The sequence below is a fragment of the Pseudomonas laurylsulfativorans genome, from assembly GCF_002906155.1.
Taxonomy (GTDB): Bacteria; Pseudomonadota; Gammaproteobacteria; order Pseudomonadales; family Pseudomonadaceae; genus Aquipseudomonas; species Aquipseudomonas laurylsulfativorans.
Map to the genome: position 1 here is coordinate 82,310 of NZ_MUJK01000005.1, position 16,400 is coordinate 98,709.

A 16,400-nucleotide genomic window follows, 5' to 3' on the forward strand; every position below is an offset into this window, starting at 1 on the left:
AATACGAATCCCTCCTACGGGCGATGCGTCAGACTGGCGCACCGTGTTACACAGTGCCCTCAGGAATCACAATAACAACAAGGAGTCGCCATGAAACGCAGCCTGACCGCTCTCGCTCTGTTGATCGTCGTGCTGGCCGCCGGGGCCGGCTGGTATCTCTACAGCAAGCAGCCGTCACGGCAGGGCATGGTGGAACTGCAACACCTGCAAGGCTCGGTCAGCGTGCGCTACGACGAGCGCGGCGTTCCGCATATCCGCGCCGAAAACGAAACTGACCTGTACCGCGCACTCGGCTATGTGCATGCCCAGGACCGCCTGTTCCAGATGGAGGTCCTGCGGCGCCTGGCCCGTGGCGAGCTGGCCGAAGTGCTCGGGCCGAAACTGCTCGACACCGACAAACTGATGCGCAGCCTGCGCATTCGCGAACGCGCCGAAACCTATTTCGCGAACCTCGACAAACAGTCGCCCTCCTTCATCGCCATGCAAGCCTATCTGGACGGCATCAACCAGTATCAGGATAGCCACGCCAAACCCGTGGAGTTCGATGTGCTGGGCATTCCAAAACGCCCGTTCACGGCCCAGGACACCATCAGCATCGCCGGCTACATGGCCTACAGTTTTGCCGCGGCCTTTCGTACCGAACCCTTGCTGACATTCGTGCGCGATCAACTGGGCGCCGAATACCTGAACATCTTCGATCTCGACTGGCAGCCTAAAGGCGTGCTCAACGGGGCCGGCACCACCTTGGCCAGCGCCGACTGGAAAGACCTCAACGCCCTCGCCCGCCTGAGCGATCAAGCCCTGGCTGACAACGGCCTGCCCCAGTTCGAGGGCAGCAACGCCTGGGTCGTCGCGGGCAGTCGGACCCAAAGCGGCAAGCCGCTGCTGGCGGGCGATCCGCATATCCGCTTTTCCGCGCCGTCGGTGTGGTACGAAGCGCACCTCTCGGCACCGGGCTTTGAACTCTACGGCCACTATCAGGCCTTGATGCCGTTCGCCTCCCTGGGCATGAACCACGACTTCGGCTGGAGCATCACCATGTTCCAGAACGATGACCTCGACCTGATTGCCGAGAAGGTCAACCCGGACAATTCCAATCAGGTCTGGTATCGCGGCAAGTGGGTGGACATGACGACCAGCGAGCAACAGATCGCGGTCAAGGGCCAGGCACCGGTGACGCTGGTGCTGCGCCAGTCGCCCCACGGTCCGATCGTCAACGATGCCTTGGGCAGCGGCGTCGGCAAGACACCGATTGCCATGTGGTGGGCGTTTCTCGAAAGCCAGAACCCGATCCTGGAGGGCTTCTATCAGCTCAATCGCGCCGACACCCTGGCCAAGGCCCGTGGTGCCGCCGCGAAAATCCAGGCACCGGGCCTGAACGTGGTCTGGGCCAATGCCAAAGGTGACATCGGCTGGTGGGCGGCGGCGCAATTGCCTAAACGTCCGGCGGGGGTACGCCCGTGGTTCATCCTCGACGGCAGCAGCGCCGAGTCGGACAAGGATGGCTTCTACCCTTTCAGCGCCAATCCTCAGGAAGAAAACCCGGCGCGGGGCTACATCGTCTCGGCCAACTTCCAGCCGGTGTCACCGACCGGCATGGAGATTCCCGGCTATTACAACCTCGCCGATCGTGGCCAGCAGCTCAATCGCCAACTCAGTGACAAGGCCGTCAAATGGGACCTGGAAAACAGCCAGAAGCTGCAACTGGGCACCACGACGGCCTACGGCCCACGTTTGTTGGTGCCGCTGTTGCCAGTGTTGCGCGAAGTGGTGAGCGATCCCGCCGAACTCAAAATGGTGGAGCAACTGGCCCAATGGAAAGGCGACTACCCGCTCGACTCCACCAGCGCAACGCTGTTCAACCAGCTCCTGTTCAACCTGGCTGAGGCGACGATGCGCGATGAGCTGGGTAGCGACTTCTTCGAAACGCTGCTTTCGACCCGGGTGATCGACGCCGCGCTACCCCGCCTGGCCGCCACTGCCGATTCGCCGTGGTGGGACAACCGCAACACCCTCGGCAAAGAAACCCGCGCCGATACGGTCAAGGCTGCGTGGCTGGCCTCCATTGCCCACCTCAAGACCACGCTCGGCGCGGACTTCACACAATGGCAGTGGGGCACGGCGCACACCTTGACCCATGGCCATCCGTTGGGGCAGCAGAAGCCGCTGGACCTGGTCTTCAATGTCGGTCCCTTCGCCGCACCCGGCACCCATGAAGTGCCGAACAACCTCTCGGCGAAGATCGGCCCGGCTCCGTGGCCTGTCACCTACGGCCCCTCGACCCGGCGCCTGATCGACTTCGCCGACCCGGCCCACAGCCTGACCGTCAACCCGGTCGGCCAGAGCGGCGTCCTGTTCGACAGTCACTATGATGATCAGGCCGAGGCTTACGTCGAGGGGATGTATTTCCAGGCGCATCTGAATGATGAAGAAGTCACGGCCAATACCCGCACTACCTTGAGGCTGTTGCCGGTGCGGGCTGCGCCCTAGATTTGTTGCTGGCTGGACCGGCCCCTTCGCGAGCAAGCTCGCTCCCACAGGTTTTTCTGTTGTTCACAAAATTTGTGTTCGACAGCGATCCCTGTAGGAGCGAGCCTGCTCGCGATGGGGACCTGACAGACAACAAAAATGTCTGCTCAAACCATCGCCGCAAAATTCAACCTGAACTGCTGCGGCGTCACCCCAAGCCTGCGATTGAACACACTGCGCATATGCTGGGCATCGCGAAAACCGCATTGATAGGCCACGGTCTTGAGCGGCGCGCGAGTGCTTTCGAGCATAACCCTCGCCGCATCGACCCGCGCGCGCTCGACGAACTCGGCCGGGGTGATTTTCGCTTCCTTGGCAAACACCCGGGAAAAATTGCGCGCACTCATGTTGGCCGCGTTGGCCAGATCGGCAATGGTCAAGTCACCGGTCAGGTTGGCCAACACATAATGCTGAACCATCGCCACCGCCGAAGTCGGTTCGGCGTGGGGCGTGAGGAAGGGGCTGAACTGCGATTGCCCGCCCGAACGCTGGGTGAACACCACCAGTCGCTTGGCGACATTCAGCGCCACCTCCGGCCCGTGATCCCGGCCCAGTAGATACAGGGACAAATCGATGCCCGCAGTGACCCCGGCCGAGGTGAACAGGTCCCCGTCCTCTACGTAAAGGCGATCCGCTTCCACCCGGGACGAGGGGCACAGCGCTGCCAGATCCGACGCGTCCTGCCAATGCGTGGTGACCGTGCGCCCCTCCAGCAACCCGGCCCGGGCGAGCATGAAGGCGCCATTGCAGATCGAGCCAAAGCGCTTGGCCCGCCCACAGGCACCGCGCAGCCATGTATCGAATGTCGAGCCGAAACTCATGAACGGTAACTGCGGTCCGCCGGCCACCAGCAACAGGTCATACGCCTCCAGCGCTTCGCTGAAATGTCGATGGGCGTTGAGCGAAAGGCCGTTGGAGCACGCCATCATCCCGCGTTCGACGCCGATCACCTCCAACCGATAGTGGTCCTGCGGAGCAAGGAAACGGTTGCCCTCGGAAAACACATCCATGGGGCCGGTGACGTCAAGCGACTGGACGCCGGCGAACACCAGGATGGCAACGGTTTTACTCATGGTTCGAAGAGCCTCTCATGGCACTGATTGCAACGCACACCTTGTAGGAGCGAGCCTGCTCGCGATGGACGTGAGGGTGCCGCGTACATTCAGGCAGCCCTCGTCATCGTTGACGACCATCGCGAGCAAGCTCGCTCCTACAAGGTATGCATGCACCCTAGCCAATCCACACCCAACAAGCGAGGTTGGCACGATATGCACGCTCATTGGCCGGGATCGCAGCCATGGATCGATTGTCCGGTTTCAGGGGCCGGAACAGACTGGAACCCTCAGCGCCACCAAGGCGTTCACGACGAGGAAAACTCCATGAGCACCACCATCGCCGGCATCAAAATCCCCGACAGCGCATTGGCCAGGGCCACCACCGAATACATCCGCGACATCGAATCGGACCTGCTCTACCACCACTCGCGCCGGGTATTCCTGTTCGGCGCACTGAGCGGTGAGCGCAAGCAACTGGCCTACAACCCCGAGCTTTTGTACGTCGGCGCGATGTTCCACGACCTGGGCCTGGTGGAAGGTCATCGCAGCGACAACGAGCGCTTCGAAGTCGATGGTGCCAATGCGGCCGCGGCGTTTCTCAAGCCTTACGGGTTCAGCGACGACGATATCGAACAGGTCTGGTTATCGATTGCCCTGCACACCACACCGGGCGTACCCCAGCACTTGCGGCCCACCGTGGCACTGGTCACGGCGGGGGTCGAGATGGACGTACTGGGCATGGACTACGCAGCGTTTTCCACCGTGCAGCGTGAAGCGGTGGTGCATGCGCATCCACGGGGCGAGGGGTTCAAGGCGTGCATCATCTGTGCGTTTGCCGATGGCTTGCGTCATCGTCCACAGACCACGTTCGGCAATGTGAAGACCGATGTGCTGATGGATCAGGAGCCGGGGTTCAAGCCGATGAATTTCGTCGAGGTCATTCGCAAATCCCCTTGGGTCGCCTAAAACCCCTGTAGGAGCCGGCTTGCTGGCGATGGTGTGTCAGTCGAAATCAATGTGACTGACACACCATCGCCAGCAAGCTGGCTCCTACAGTGGATTCGGGTTGATCACAAGATCGTGGTCAACCCGATTTCAGGCTTATGCCGCTTCCGGTGCCTGTGCGCGACGCACGTCCGGTTGCTTCCACGAATCGGCTGCCGCTTCTTCGATCGCCAGCTGGATCGCACGCTTGCGGCTTTCTTCGGCGCGGCGGCTGAAGAACCAGACCAGGAAGGTCACGATCGACACCGCCAGCAGAATCAGGCTGGCCACGGCGTTGATCTCGGGTTTAACCCCCAGACGTACCGCCGAGAACACTTCCATCGGCAGGGTCGTGGAGCCCGGACCCGACACGAAGCTTGCCAGCACCAGGTCATCGAGGGACAACGCGAAGGACATCATGCCCCCCGCTGCCAGCGACGGCGCGATCATCGGAATGGTGATCAGGAAGAACACCTTCCACGGTTTCGCACCGAGGTCCATGGCCGCTTCTTCGATGGACAGGTCCAGCTCACGCAAGCGCGCCGAAACCACCACCGCCACATACGCCGCACAGAACGTGGTGTGGGCGATCCAGATGGTGACGATGCCGCGTTCCTGCGGCCAGCCGATCATCTGCGCCATGGCCACGAACAGCAGCAACAGCGACAGACCGGTGATCACCTCAGGCATCACCAGCGGCGCGGTGACCAGGCCACCGAACAGCGTGCGGCCCTTGAAGCGGGTGATGCGGGTCAGCACGAATGCCGCCAGCGTACCCAAGGCCACCGCCGCCACCGCCGTGTAGCAGGCGATTTCCAGCGAGCGCACCACCGAGCCCATCAGTTGCGAGTTGTCGAGCAGGCCGACGTACCACTTGATCGACCAGCCACCCCACACCGTTACCAGCTTGGAGGCGTTGAACGAGTAGATCACCAGGATCAGCATCGGCAGGTAGATGAACAACAGACCCACTACCAGCATCAGGCTGGAGAAACGGAAGCGCTTCATTCTTTACCCTCCATTTCCTTGGCCTGACTGCGGTTGAACAGAATGATCGGCACAATCAGGATCGCCAGCATCACCACCGCCAGGGCAGACGCCACCGGCCAGTCACGGTTGTTGAAGAACTCTTGCCAGAGCACTTTACCGATCATCAGGGTTTCCGGACCGCCGAGCAGTTCCGGGATCACAAACTCGCCCACCACCGGGATGAACACCAGCATGCAGCCGGCGATGATGCCGTTTTTCGACAGCGGCACGGTGATTTTCCAGAAGCTGTTGAACGTGCTCGACCCCAGGTCCGATGCAGCTTCCAACAGGCTCTGATCGTGCTTCACCAGGTTGGCGTAAAGCGGCAGGATCATGAACGGCAGGTAGGAATAGACCACGCCGATGTACACCGCCAGGTTGGTGTTGAGGATCTGCAGCGGTTCGTTGATCCAGCCCATGCTCATCAGGAAACCGTTGAGCAGGCCGTTGTTGCTGAGGATGCCCATCCACGCATAAACGCGGATCAGGATCGCGGTCCAGGTCGGCATCATGATCAGCAACACCAGCACCGTTTGCATTTCCTTGCGTGCAACGGAGATGCCGTAGGCCATCGGGTAGCCGATCAGCAGGCAGAGGATGGTGCTGAACAATGCCATCTTCAACGAGCCGAGGTAAGCGGCGATGTACAGCTCGTCACCGCCCAGCATCACGTAGTTGCCCAGGTTAAGCAGCAGCTGCAGCTTCTGTTCGGCGTAGCTGTAGATTTCGGTGTACGGCGGAATGGCCACGTCTGCTTCGGCGAAGCTGATCTTCAGAACGATGAAGAACGGCAGCATGAAGAACAGGAACAGCCAGATGAATGGAATGCCGATGACCACCTGACGGCCACCGGGAATTATTCGATTGAGGCGGCGTTTGAATTTGCGCATGTTCATGAGCGAAGTACCACGCCGCTGTCGTCTTCCCACCACACGTAGACCTGATCACCCCAGGTCGGACGCTGCCCGCGACGTTCGGCGTTGGCCACGAACGACTGCACCAGCTTGCCGCTTGGCAGTTCGACGTAGAACACCGAGTGCCCGCCGAGGTAGGCGATATCGTGCACCTTGCCGCTCGACCAGTTGTACTCGCAGGTCGGCATGTCAGCGGTGACCAGCAGTTTTTCCGGACGGATCGCGTAGGTGACCGACTTGTCCTGCACCGAGGTGCTGATGCCGTGGCCGACGTAGATCTGGCGGTCCAGGTCCTTGCAGGTGATGGTCGCGTGGCCTTCGGCGTCGTCGATCACTTCGCCTTCGAAGATGTTCACGTTACCGATGAATTCGCAGACCAGACGGCTGGTCGGAGTTTCGTAGATGTCGATCGGGCTGCCGATCTGAGCGATCCAGCCCAGGTGCATGATCGCGATGCGCTCGGCCATGGTCATGGCCTCTTCCTGGTCGTGGGTCACCATGACGCAGGTTACGCCGACGCGCTCAATGATCTCGACCAGCTCCAGCTGCATTTGCGAACGCAGTTTCTTGTCCAGCGCGCCCATCGGTTCGTCGAGCAGCAGCAGCTTCGGTCGCTTGGCCAGGGAACGGGCCAGGGCTACACGCTGACGCTGACCACCGGACAACTGGTGCGGCTTGCGCTTGGCGTACTGGCTCATCTGCACCAGCTTGAGCATTTCTGCCACACGGGCGTCGACTTCAGCGGCCGGGATCTTGTCCTGCTTGAGGCCGAAGGCGATGTTCTGCGCCACGGTCATGTGCGGGAACAAGGCGTAGGACTGAAACATCATGTTGATCGGCCGCTCGTAGGGCGGCATGTCGGTGATGTCTACGCCATCGAGGAAGATGCGCCCCTCCGTGGGCCGTTCGAAACCTGCGAGCATGCGCAGCAAAGTGGACTTGCCCGATCCCGAACCGCCGAGCAGGGCGAAAATTTCGCCTTTCTTGATTTCCAGGGACACATCGTCCACGGCAATCGTCTCGTCGAACTTCTTCGTGACCCGGTCGATTTTGACCAGCACCTGTTTAGGTTGCTGGTCGCCCTCGAGGGCTTTCTTATAGGCGCCGGAGGCAACTGCCATTTACGAAACTCCCAGAAAAAAAGAGTGCAGTTCGCTCAAGGTGAGCCAACCTGGATAGTTTGAGCCTTGAAACTATTTACCCGTCTTGACCGTGGTCCAGCTGCGGGTCATCAAACGTTGAATGTTTGGTGGTAACTCGATGGACACATAGGTCTTGTCGAGAACCTCTTGCGGTGGATAAACCGCTTCGTCGGTGCGAATGGACTGCTCCATCAGTTTGTCCGACCCCGGGTTAGGGTTGGCATAGCCGACGTAATCACTGACCTGGGCAATCACCTCAGGCTTCAGCAAATAGTTGATGAAGGCATGGGCTTCTTTGACGTTTTTCGAGTCTTTTGGAATTGCCAGCATGTCGAACCAGAGCGCGCCGCCCTCTTTCGGGATCGAGTAGGCGATGTTCACGCCCTTCTTGGCTTCTTCGGCACGGTGCTTGGCCTGGAAGATGTCGCCGGAGAAACCGATCGCCACGCAGATATCGCCGTTGGCCAGATCCGCGATGTACTTGGAGGAATGGAAGTAAGTCACGTAAGGGCGCACAGCGAGTAACTTGTCAGTGGCCTTTTTGTAATCTTCAGGGTTGGTGCTGTTGGCATTCAGGCCCATGTAATTAAGCACGGTCGGCATCATTTCATCGGCGGAGTCGAGAAACGCAACGCCACAGCTGTGTAGCTTCTTGATGTTTTCCGGCTCGAACAACACGCCCCAGGAATCAATCTTGTCGACACCCAGCACTGCCTTGACCTTGTCGACGTTGTAGCCGATGCCGTTGGTACCCCACAGGTAAGGCACGGCGTACAGGTTGCCCGGATCGTTCTGTTCCAGGCGCTTGAGCAGCACCGGGTCGAGGTTCGAATAGTTCGGCAATTGCGACTTGTCGAGTTTCTGGAATGCCCCGGCCTTGATCTGTTTGCCGAGGAAGTGGTTCGACGGCACGACCACGTCATAGCCAGTACGCCCGGCCAGCAGCTTGCCTTCCAGGGTTTCGTTGGAGTCGAAAACGTCATAAACCGGCTTGATTCCGGTCTTTTTCTGGAAGTCGGCCAGAGTGGTCTCGCCGATGTAGTCCGACCAGTTATAAATATGCACGGTGCCGGCCGCCTGGACACTGACAGCAATCGTCAGCCCGGCACCGACCAGCATGGCATTGCGCAACATAGAAAAAATAGGCAAGTGGAGGTCCTCTAAATTAGTTGGGCCCAAGTTGCCCCGCGTTACATGACAACCATGGTTGCCCAGCAACAAAACCGGCGCGCAACTTACCCTCGAAAAACCGTTCCAGCAAAACTTTTATGCAGTTACACCTGTGGGAGCGAGCCTGCTCGCGATGGTCGTCAACGATGACGCGGGGTGCCTGGCACCCCGCGATGCTCTCTGGTTCATCGCGAGCGGGCTCGCTCCTACAGGGTTACTTCTTATTTACCCGATTTAATCTTGGTCCAGCTGCGGGTCATGATCCGCTGGGTCGCGGCCGGCAAGTCGGCAATCGCGTACAGCTTGGCCAGCACGTCCGCCGGCGGGTAAACGCCCGGGTCGCTGGTGATGTCTTTATCCACCAGTGGCGTCGCAGCCGCGTTACCGTTCGGGAAGCGCACGGCGTTGGTGATTTCAGCCATGATTTCCGGCTTCTGCAGGAAGGTCATGAACTTGTAGGCGCCTTCGACGTTTTCGGCATCTTTAGGGATGGCGACCATGTCGTAGAAGCTGCCTGCACCTTCTTTCGGAATGTTGTAGCTGACTTTCACCTTGTCACCGGCTTCAGCAGCGCGGGACTTGGCCTGGTAGATGTCACCCGAGTAACCCACGGCCACGCAGATGTTGCCGTTGGCGAGGTCGGAGATGTACTTGGACGAGTGGAAGTAGGCGATCGAAGGACGGACCTTCATGATCAGCGCTTCAGCCTTGTCGATGTCTTCTTTCTTCTGGCTGTCGGTTGGCAGGCCCAGGTAATGCAGCGCCACCGGAATCATCTCGGTTGGCGAGTCCAGCAGGCTGATACCGCACGATTTCAACTTGGCGGCGTTTTCAGGCTTGAAGATCAGGTCCCAGGAATCGACCGGTGCGTCGGCACCCAGTGCAGCCTTGACCTTCTCGGCGTTGAAGCCGATACCGATCGAACCCCACATGTACGGGAAGGCGTGCTCGTTACCCGGGTCGCTCACGGAAACGGCCTTGAGCAGGTCGGTGTTCAGGTTCTTCCAGTTAGGCAGCTTGGACTTGTCCAGCTTCTGGTAAACGCCGGCCTTGATCTGCTTGGCCAGGAAGTTGTTCGACGGTACAACGATGTCGTAACCGGACTTGCCTGCCAGCAACTTGGCTTCCAGCGTTTCGTTGCTGTCGAAGACGTCATAGACAACCTTGATGCCCGACTCGTCTTCAAACTTCTTGATGGTGTCCGGTGCAATGTAGTCGGACCAGTTGTACACGTGCAGTACTTTGTCATCGGCCTGAACCGCGCCCGCCATCAACCCCATCAGCGACATGGCAAGGAGAGTCTTACCAGCGAGCTTTTTACCTAGTGCCTTCATGCGTAATGCTCCAAATTTTTCTTTTTTGAACCACTTGTTCAGCGACCGAACCCGGGCAACTGGAACCGCGGCTAGTCTGGCAAGATCCACATCGGTCTTTCAAGGAAAGGCCACGCTTTCTGACAGCTCTGAGCGAAAGTAGCTGTTTTGATACAAACCTCAGCAACTCACGCTCAGAGCCTAGCACTTAGCCCTGCAATGCACTCAGGGTCAGGTCAAGACACTTGCGAGCCTTGGTCACCAGTTCATCGATTTCCGCCGGTGTGATCACCAGTGGCGGAGCGATGATCATGGTGTCGCCGACCGCGCGCATGATCAGGCCGTTGTCGAAGCAGAACTGACGGCAGATCATGCCGACGCCCTTGCCTTCGTAACGCTTGCGAGTGGCCTTGTCCTGAACCAGTTCGATGGCCCCCAACAGACCCACCCCACGAACTTCACCCACCAGCGGGTGATCATTCAGTTCCCGCAGACGCTTCTGCAAATACGGTGCCGTTTCTGCATGAACGCGCTCGATAATCTTCTCGTCGCGCATGATGCGGATGTTTTCCAGCGCCACTGCAGCGGCAACCGGGTGACCGGAGTAGGTGAAACCGTGGTTGAAGTCGCCGCCCTCGTTGAGCACGTCCACCACTTCGTCACGCACGATCAGGCCACCCATTGGGATGTAACCCGAGGTCAGGCCCTTGGCGATGGTCATCATGTCGGGCTTGAGGTCGTAGAAATCGGCACCGAACCACTCGCCGGTACGGCCGAAACCGCAAATCACTTCGTCAGCCACGAACAGGATGTCGTACTTGGCGAGGATTTCCTTGATGCGCGGCCAGTAGGTGTCTGGCGGAATGATCACGCCGCCGGCACCCTGGATCGGCTCGGCAATAAAGGCTCCGACGTTGTCGACACCGACTTCCAGAATTTTTTCTTCCAGCTGGTTGGCCGCCCATACACCGAATTCTTCCGGGGTCATGTCGCCGCCTTCGGCGAACCAGTACGGCTGGGCAATGTGGACGATGCCCGGGATCGGCAAGTCGCCCTGTTCGTGCATGTAGGTCATGCCGCCCAGGCTCGCGCCGGCCACGGTGGAACCGTGATAGCCGTTCTTGCGGCTGATGATGACTTTCTTGTTTGGCTGGCCTTTGATCGCCCAGTAGTGACGGACCATGCGCAGCATGGTGTCGTTGCCTTCGGAACCGGAACCGGTGAAGAACACATGGTTCATGCCTTGCGGCGCGATGTCGGCGATGGCCTTGGCCAGCTCAAGTACCGGTGGATGCGCGGTCTGGAAGAACAGGTTGTAGTAAGGCAGCTCGCGCATCTGTTTGCTGGCGGCATCGGCCAGTTCATCGCGACCATAACCAATCGCGACACACCACAGGCCGGCCATACCGTCGAGGATCTTGTTGCCTTCGCTGTCCCAGAGGTAAACGCCCTTGGCGTTGGTAATGATCCGCGGACCTTTCTCTTTCAGCTGCTTGAAGTCGCTGAACGGAGCCAGGTGGTGGTCATTGCTCAGGGTTTGCCATTCACGGGTTTGCGGATTGTTGCTGGTCATACGAATCTCCTAAAAAATCAGGTGAAAGCGCCGCCAGGCAGCGGCGGCGCCCGGCGTATCAGACGGCAAAGAGCAGGAATTCCCTTTCCCACGAACTGATGACGCGCTTGAAGTTTTCATGCTCGGCCCGTTTGACCGCGACGTAGCCAGTGATGAAATTTTTGCCAAGGTAACGCTCGATGGTCGCGCTGTTTTCCATGCGTTCCAGCGCGTCTTCGATGGTCAGCGGCAGGCGCAGGTTGCGGCGTTCATAGCCACGCCCCACCACTGGCGCACTCGGGTTCAGGCCTTCGACCATGCCGACGTAACCGCAGAGCAGGCTCGCGGCAATCGCCAGGTACGGGTTTGCATCGGCGCCCGGCAGGCGGTTTTCCACCCGACGGTTCTGCGGCCCCGCATCCGGCACCCGCAGGCCCACGGTGCGGTTCTCCTCGCCCCACTCCACGTTCACCGGTGCCGAAGTGTCCGGCAGGAAGCGGCGGAACGAGTTCACGTTCGGGGCGAACAGCGGCAACAGCTCGGGAATGAGTTTCTGCAAGCCACCGATGTGGTGCAGGAACAGCTGGCTCATGGTCCCGTCTTCATTGGAGAAGATGTTCTTGCCGGTCTCGATGTCGATGATGCTCTGGTGCAAGTGCATGGCACTGCCAGGCTCGCCCGTCATCGGCTTGGCCATGAAGGTCGCGGCCACGTTGTGCTTGAGCGCGGCCTCGCGCATGGTGCGCTTGAACACCAGGATCTGGTCGGCCAGGGACAGGGCATCGCCGTGACGGAAGTTGATTTCCATCTGCGCGGTGCCGTCCTCGTGGATCAGCGTATCGAGGTCCAGCTCCTGCAGTTCACACCAGTCGTATACGTCTTCGAACAGCGGATCGAATTCGTTCGCCGCTTCGATGGAGAACGACTGGCGACCGGTTTCCGGACGACCGGAGCGACCGATCGGCGGTTGCAGCGGGTAGTCGGGGTCGTCACTGCGCTTGGTCAGGTAAAACTCCATTTCCGGCGCCACGATCGGCTGCCAGCCTTTGTCGGCATAGAGTTTCAGGACTTTCTTGAGCACGTTACGCGGCGACAGCTCGATCGGGTTGCCTTGCTTGTCGTAGGTATCGTGGATGACGATGGCGGTCGGCTCGATGGCCCAAGGCACCATGTACACCGCGCTCTGGTCGGGGCGGCAGATCATGTCGATGTCGGCCGGGTCGAGCAGCTCGTAATAGATGTCGTCTTCGACGTAATCGCCGGTCACGGTCTGCAACAGCACGCTTTCTGGCAGACGCATGCCTTTTTCGGCGATGAATTTGTTGGTCGGCGAAATCTTGCCCCGGGTAATCCCGGTCAAGTCGGCGATCATGCATTCGACTTCTGTGATCTTGTGGTTTTTCAACCAATCGGTGAGCTGGTCGAGGTTGTTACTCATAAATGCCTCTAGGCTTGAGTTGTCTGACCTTTTTAAGGTCAGGCGTTGTTTGACGCATCGGCGTCGCGTTGTAGAGCGTTTCTGCGGCAGATTATCGTGTGTGCCAACACTGCTGCAGAGGCCGGGCGTGCAGAATCGCGAGCGGTGCCCTGAACGATGGTCAGGCCGCTATTGTGAATCGGTTCTATATTGAATGGAGTAACCGTAATGGGGGTGCCATCGCGACCGTCCAGAATATCGGACGGGGACGGTCGAACCGTCAGGGACGGAAGGATCATCGCAACCGCTGAAGCCACGGAGCGTACGGTCGTGTCATCACTGATGTGATAAACATGCCGACCGACCTGTCTTGAGCAGTCGATGATGCCGATTATCGGCAGGCGAGACATGAAGCACCCCGGTATTATTGCTGTTATGGGTTTGATTCGAGCTTAGCCTTGTTCATTTTTTTACACAACACCCCCGTAAAAAATACAACACGGCCCGCTCAAGCCTGCGGGCGCCATAGAGGCCAAGGGCATAAAAACGCCCCAAAGTGCCTCAAAAAAGCCACACGGGCGCTTTTTTAGGGCAAAAAAGGCCTCGCTTGACTTCGGCATGCCGTTCGGGTTGACTGAAACCAGAAAAGATCAATGATTGATATTTTTAACAACAAAGGTGTTGCATCATGTCGGTACCCCCGCGTGCCGTTCAGCTTAACGAAGCGAACGCGTTCCTTAAGGAACATCCTGAGGTTCTGTACGTTGACCTTCTGATTGCGGATATGAATGGTGTGGTGCGCGGCAAGCGCATCGAACGCACCAGCCTCCACAAGGTTTACGAGAAAGGCATCAACCTGCCGGCCTCTCTATTTGCTCTGGATATCAATGGCTCCACGGTGGAAAGCACCGGCCTGGGCCTGGACATCGGCGATGCTGACCGAATCTGCTATCCAATTCCCGATACCCTATGCAACGAGCCATGGCAGAAGCGCCCGACCGCGCAACTGCTGATGACCATGCACGAACTCGAAGGCGAGCCGTTCTTCGCCGACCCGCGTGAAGTGCTGGCCAACGTGGTACGCAAGTTCGACGAAATGGGCCTGACCATCTGCGCCGCGTTCGAACTGGAGTTCTACCTGATCGACCAGGAGAACGTGAACGGTCGACCGCAACCACCTCGCTCGCCGGTTTCCGGCAAACGTCCACACTCGACACAGGTCTACCTGATCGACGACCTCGACGAATACGTCGACTGCCTCCAGGACATTCTGGAAGGTGCCAAAGAGCAAGGCATTCCGGCCGACGCCATCGTCAAGGAAAGTGCCCCGGCGCAGTTCGAAGTGAACCTGCACCACGTGGCCGACCCGATCAAGGCCTGCGACTACGCGGTCCTGCTCAAGCGCCTGATCAAGAACATCGCCTACGACCATGAAATGGACACCACCTTCATGGCCAAGCCTTACCCAGGCCAGGCGGGTAATGGTCTGCACGTCCACATCTCGATTCTCGACAAAGACGGCAAGAACATCTTTGCCAGCGAGGATCCCGAGCAGAACGCCGCACTGCGTCACGCGATCGGCGGTGTGCTCGAGACCCTGCCGGCGCAGATGGCTTTCCTCTGCCCGAACGTCAACTCCTACCGTCGTTTCGGCGCACAGTTCTACGTGCCGAACTCGCCGTGCTGGGGCCTGGACAACCGCACCGTAGCGATTCGCGTACCGACCGGTGCCGCCGATGCCGTGCGTATCGAACACCGTGTGGCCGGCGCCGATGCCAACCCGTACCTGCTGATGGCTTCGGTCCTGGCAGGCGTGCACCACGGCCTGACCAACAAGATCGAGCCGGGCGCTCCGGTCGAAGGCAACAGCTACGAGCAAAACGAGCAGAGCCTGCCGAACAACCTGCGCGATGCCCTGCGCGAGCTGGACGACAGCGAAGTCATGGCCAAGTACATCGATCCGAAATACATCGATATCTTCGTGGCCTGTAAAGAGAGCGAGCTGGAGGAGTTCGAACACTCCATCTCCGACCTCGAGTACAACTGGTACCTGCATACCGTTTAATCGGTTGCAGTCGTGAAGAAACGCCGCCGGCCTCACAGTCGGCGGCGTTTTTTTATGGCCGCCTTCGGCGGATCGCTGGCAAGCCAGCTCCTACAGGGGGAATGCATTCAACTGTAGGAGCCGGCTTGCCGGCGATGGCGTCCGGGCAGACAACATCAAACCCTGCTCGTACAATGCCCGCTGCCCCGCAGGAGACTCCAATGACACGCGTTGCCACCCCCCGCAAACCCCGCGCCCGCAGCCAGGCGCGGATCGATTCGATACTCGATGCGGCCCGCACATTGCTGGCGGCCGAGGGCGTGGCCAGTCTGTCGATCTACAGCGTCGCCGAGCGCGCGGAGATTCCGCCCTCCTCGGTCTACCATTTCTTCGCCAGCGTGCCGGCGTTACTGGAGGCCTTGACCGCCGACATCCACGCCGCGTTCCGCGCCTGCCTGCAAGCCCCCATCGATCACCATGCCTTGAACGGCTGGCGCGATCTGTCGCGACTGGTGGAACAACGCATGCTGGACATCTACGCAGAGGACGCTGCCGCCCGCCAACTCATCCTGGCCCAGCACGGCCTGACCGAAGTGACCCAGGCCGACCGTCAGCACGACATCGAACTGGGCGACTTGATGCACAAGCTGTTCGACCATCACTTCGAACTGCCGACATTGCCGAGTGATGTCGACGTGTTCGCCCTGGCCATGGAGCTTGGCGACCGGGTGTATGCGCGTTCGGTCCAGCAGCATGGGCAGATTACGCCGCGCATGGCAGAGGAAGGGATGCGGGTGTTTGATGCTTATGTGGGGTTGTATTTGCCGCCTTACCTGCCAAAGCGCAGCCTTCCAGCCTGACTCTTGTGCTAGTCCCTCTGGCCTCATCGCGAGCAAGCTCGCTCCCACAAGGATCTTCAGTGAAATCAGATTCTGTGAGCGACGGCAGCACCGCTCAGTTCAAGACAAGCACACACAAAAAACCCCGAAGGGCTCAAACCCTTCGGGGTTGTTGTTTACGCATGTGGTTTACAACTTGGCGATCGACACCTCAGTGGATTTCACAAACGCGATCACTTCACTGCCGACCGCCAGCTCCAGCTCTTTCACCGAGCGCGTGGTGATCACCGAAGTGACGATGCCGGATGCAGTCTGCACGTCGATTTCCGACAGCACGTCGCCGAGGACGATTTCCTTGATGGAGCCTTTGAACTGGTTGCGAACGTTGATGGCCTTGATAGTCATGATGTTG

Annotated in this window: 14 protein-coding genes; 4 read left to right on the plus strand and 10 right to left on the minus strand. The window is 59.3% G+C overall.

Going from position 1 to position 16,400, the window contains the following annotated elements; genetic code table 11:
• Window positions 1–90 precede the first annotated feature (90 nt).
• A complete protein-coding gene (locus B0D71_RS17125) occupies window positions 91–2,490 on the plus strand; it encodes a penicillin acylase family protein (protein ID WP_103395829.1) in 2,400 nt (799 codons plus the stop codon).
• A gap of 146 nt (window positions 2,491–2,636) precedes the next feature.
• Here B0D71_RS17125 and B0D71_RS17130 read toward each other — a convergent pair whose 3' ends face one another.
• Window positions 2,637–3,602 carry a GlxA family transcriptional regulator gene (locus B0D71_RS17130; RefSeq protein ID WP_103395830.1) on the minus strand — a complete coding sequence of 322 codons (966 nt, stop codon included), beginning with the start codon at window positions 3,600–3,602 and terminating at the stop codon, window positions 2,637–2,639.
• A 306-nt stretch (window positions 3,603–3,908) separates the two neighbouring features.
• On the opposite strand from B0D71_RS17130, the gene B0D71_RS17135 reads away from it, so the two are divergent.
• Window positions 3,909–4,550 (plus strand): HD domain-containing protein, encoded by a 642-nt coding sequence (locus B0D71_RS17135; protein ID WP_103395831.1) that lies wholly within the window; start codon window positions 3,909–3,911, stop codon window positions 4,548–4,550.
• Window positions 4,551–4,685: 135 nt separating this feature from the next.
• On the opposite strand, the gene B0D71_RS17140 is transcribed toward B0D71_RS17135, so the two are convergent.
• From B0D71_RS17140 to B0D71_RS17180, 8 genes are all read right to left on the minus strand, one after another.
• Window positions 4,686–5,576, minus strand: coding sequence for an ABC transporter permease subunit (locus B0D71_RS17140; protein WP_103395832.1), 891 nt, complete (start codon window positions 5,574–5,576; stop codon window positions 4,686–4,688).
• Window positions 5,573–6,454: an ABC transporter permease subunit gene (locus B0D71_RS17145; RefSeq protein ID WP_240635715.1), complete on the minus strand. Its 882-nt coding sequence runs from the start codon at window positions 6,452–6,454 to the stop codon at window positions 5,573–5,575. The genes B0D71_RS17140 and B0D71_RS17145 overlap by 4 nt, the downstream gene beginning before the upstream one ends.
• Before the next feature lie 35 nt (window positions 6,455–6,489).
• A complete protein-coding gene (locus B0D71_RS17150; RefSeq protein ID WP_103395834.1) occupies window positions 6,490–7,632 on the minus strand; it encodes an ABC transporter ATP-binding protein in 1,143 nt (380 codons plus the stop codon).
• A 72-nt stretch (window positions 7,633–7,704) separates the two neighbouring features.
• Window positions 7,705–8,802 (minus strand): polyamine ABC transporter substrate-binding protein, encoded by a 1,098-nt coding sequence (locus B0D71_RS17155; RefSeq protein ID WP_103395835.1) that lies wholly within the window; start codon window positions 8,800–8,802, stop codon window positions 7,705–7,707.
• Window positions 8,803–9,044: 242 nt separating this feature from the next.
• Window positions 9,045–10,157: a polyamine ABC transporter substrate-binding protein gene (locus tag B0D71_RS17165; RefSeq protein ID WP_103395837.1), complete on the minus strand. Its 1,113-nt coding sequence runs from the start codon at window positions 10,155–10,157 to the stop codon at window positions 9,045–9,047.
• A 187-nt stretch (window positions 10,158–10,344) separates the two neighbouring features.
• Entirely contained in the window at window positions 10,345–11,709 is a 1,365-nt protein-coding gene (locus tag B0D71_RS17170) for an aspartate aminotransferase family protein (protein WP_103395838.1), read from the minus strand.
• A 58-nt stretch (window positions 11,710–11,767) separates the two neighbouring features.
• Window positions 11,768–13,126, minus strand: a complete 1,359-nt coding sequence (locus B0D71_RS17175; RefSeq protein WP_103395839.1) for a glutamine synthetase family protein — start codon at window positions 13,124–13,126, stop codon at window positions 11,768–11,770.
• 38 nt (window positions 13,127–13,164) lie between these two features.
• On the minus strand, window positions 13,165–13,515 hold the full coding sequence (locus B0D71_RS17180; RefSeq protein WP_103395840.1) for a hypothetical protein: 351 nt from the start codon (window positions 13,513–13,515) through the stop codon (window positions 13,165–13,167).
• A 278-nt stretch (window positions 13,516–13,793) separates the two neighbouring features.
• Between B0D71_RS17180 and B0D71_RS17185 the strand changes: the two genes are divergently transcribed.
• Window positions 13,794–15,170: a glutamine synthetase family protein gene (locus B0D71_RS17185; RefSeq protein WP_008026026.1), complete on the plus strand. Its 1,377-nt coding sequence runs from the start codon at window positions 13,794–13,796 to the stop codon at window positions 15,168–15,170.
• A gap of 200 nt (window positions 15,171–15,370) precedes the next feature.
• Complete coding sequence (locus B0D71_RS17190) at window positions 15,371–16,009, plus strand: TetR/AcrR family transcriptional regulator (protein WP_103395841.1); 639 nt, start codon at window positions 15,371–15,373, stop codon at window positions 16,007–16,009.
• Between the two features lie 168 nt (window positions 16,010–16,177).
• Here B0D71_RS17190 and B0D71_RS17195 read toward each other — a convergent pair whose 3' ends face one another.
• The gene (locus tag B0D71_RS17195; RefSeq protein ID WP_007967989.1) at window positions 16,178–16,393 is read right to left on the minus strand and encodes a TOBE domain-containing protein; all 216 of its coding nucleotides are present in this window, start codon (window positions 16,391–16,393) and stop codon (window positions 16,178–16,180) included.
• Window positions 16,394–16,400 lie beyond the last annotated feature (7 nt).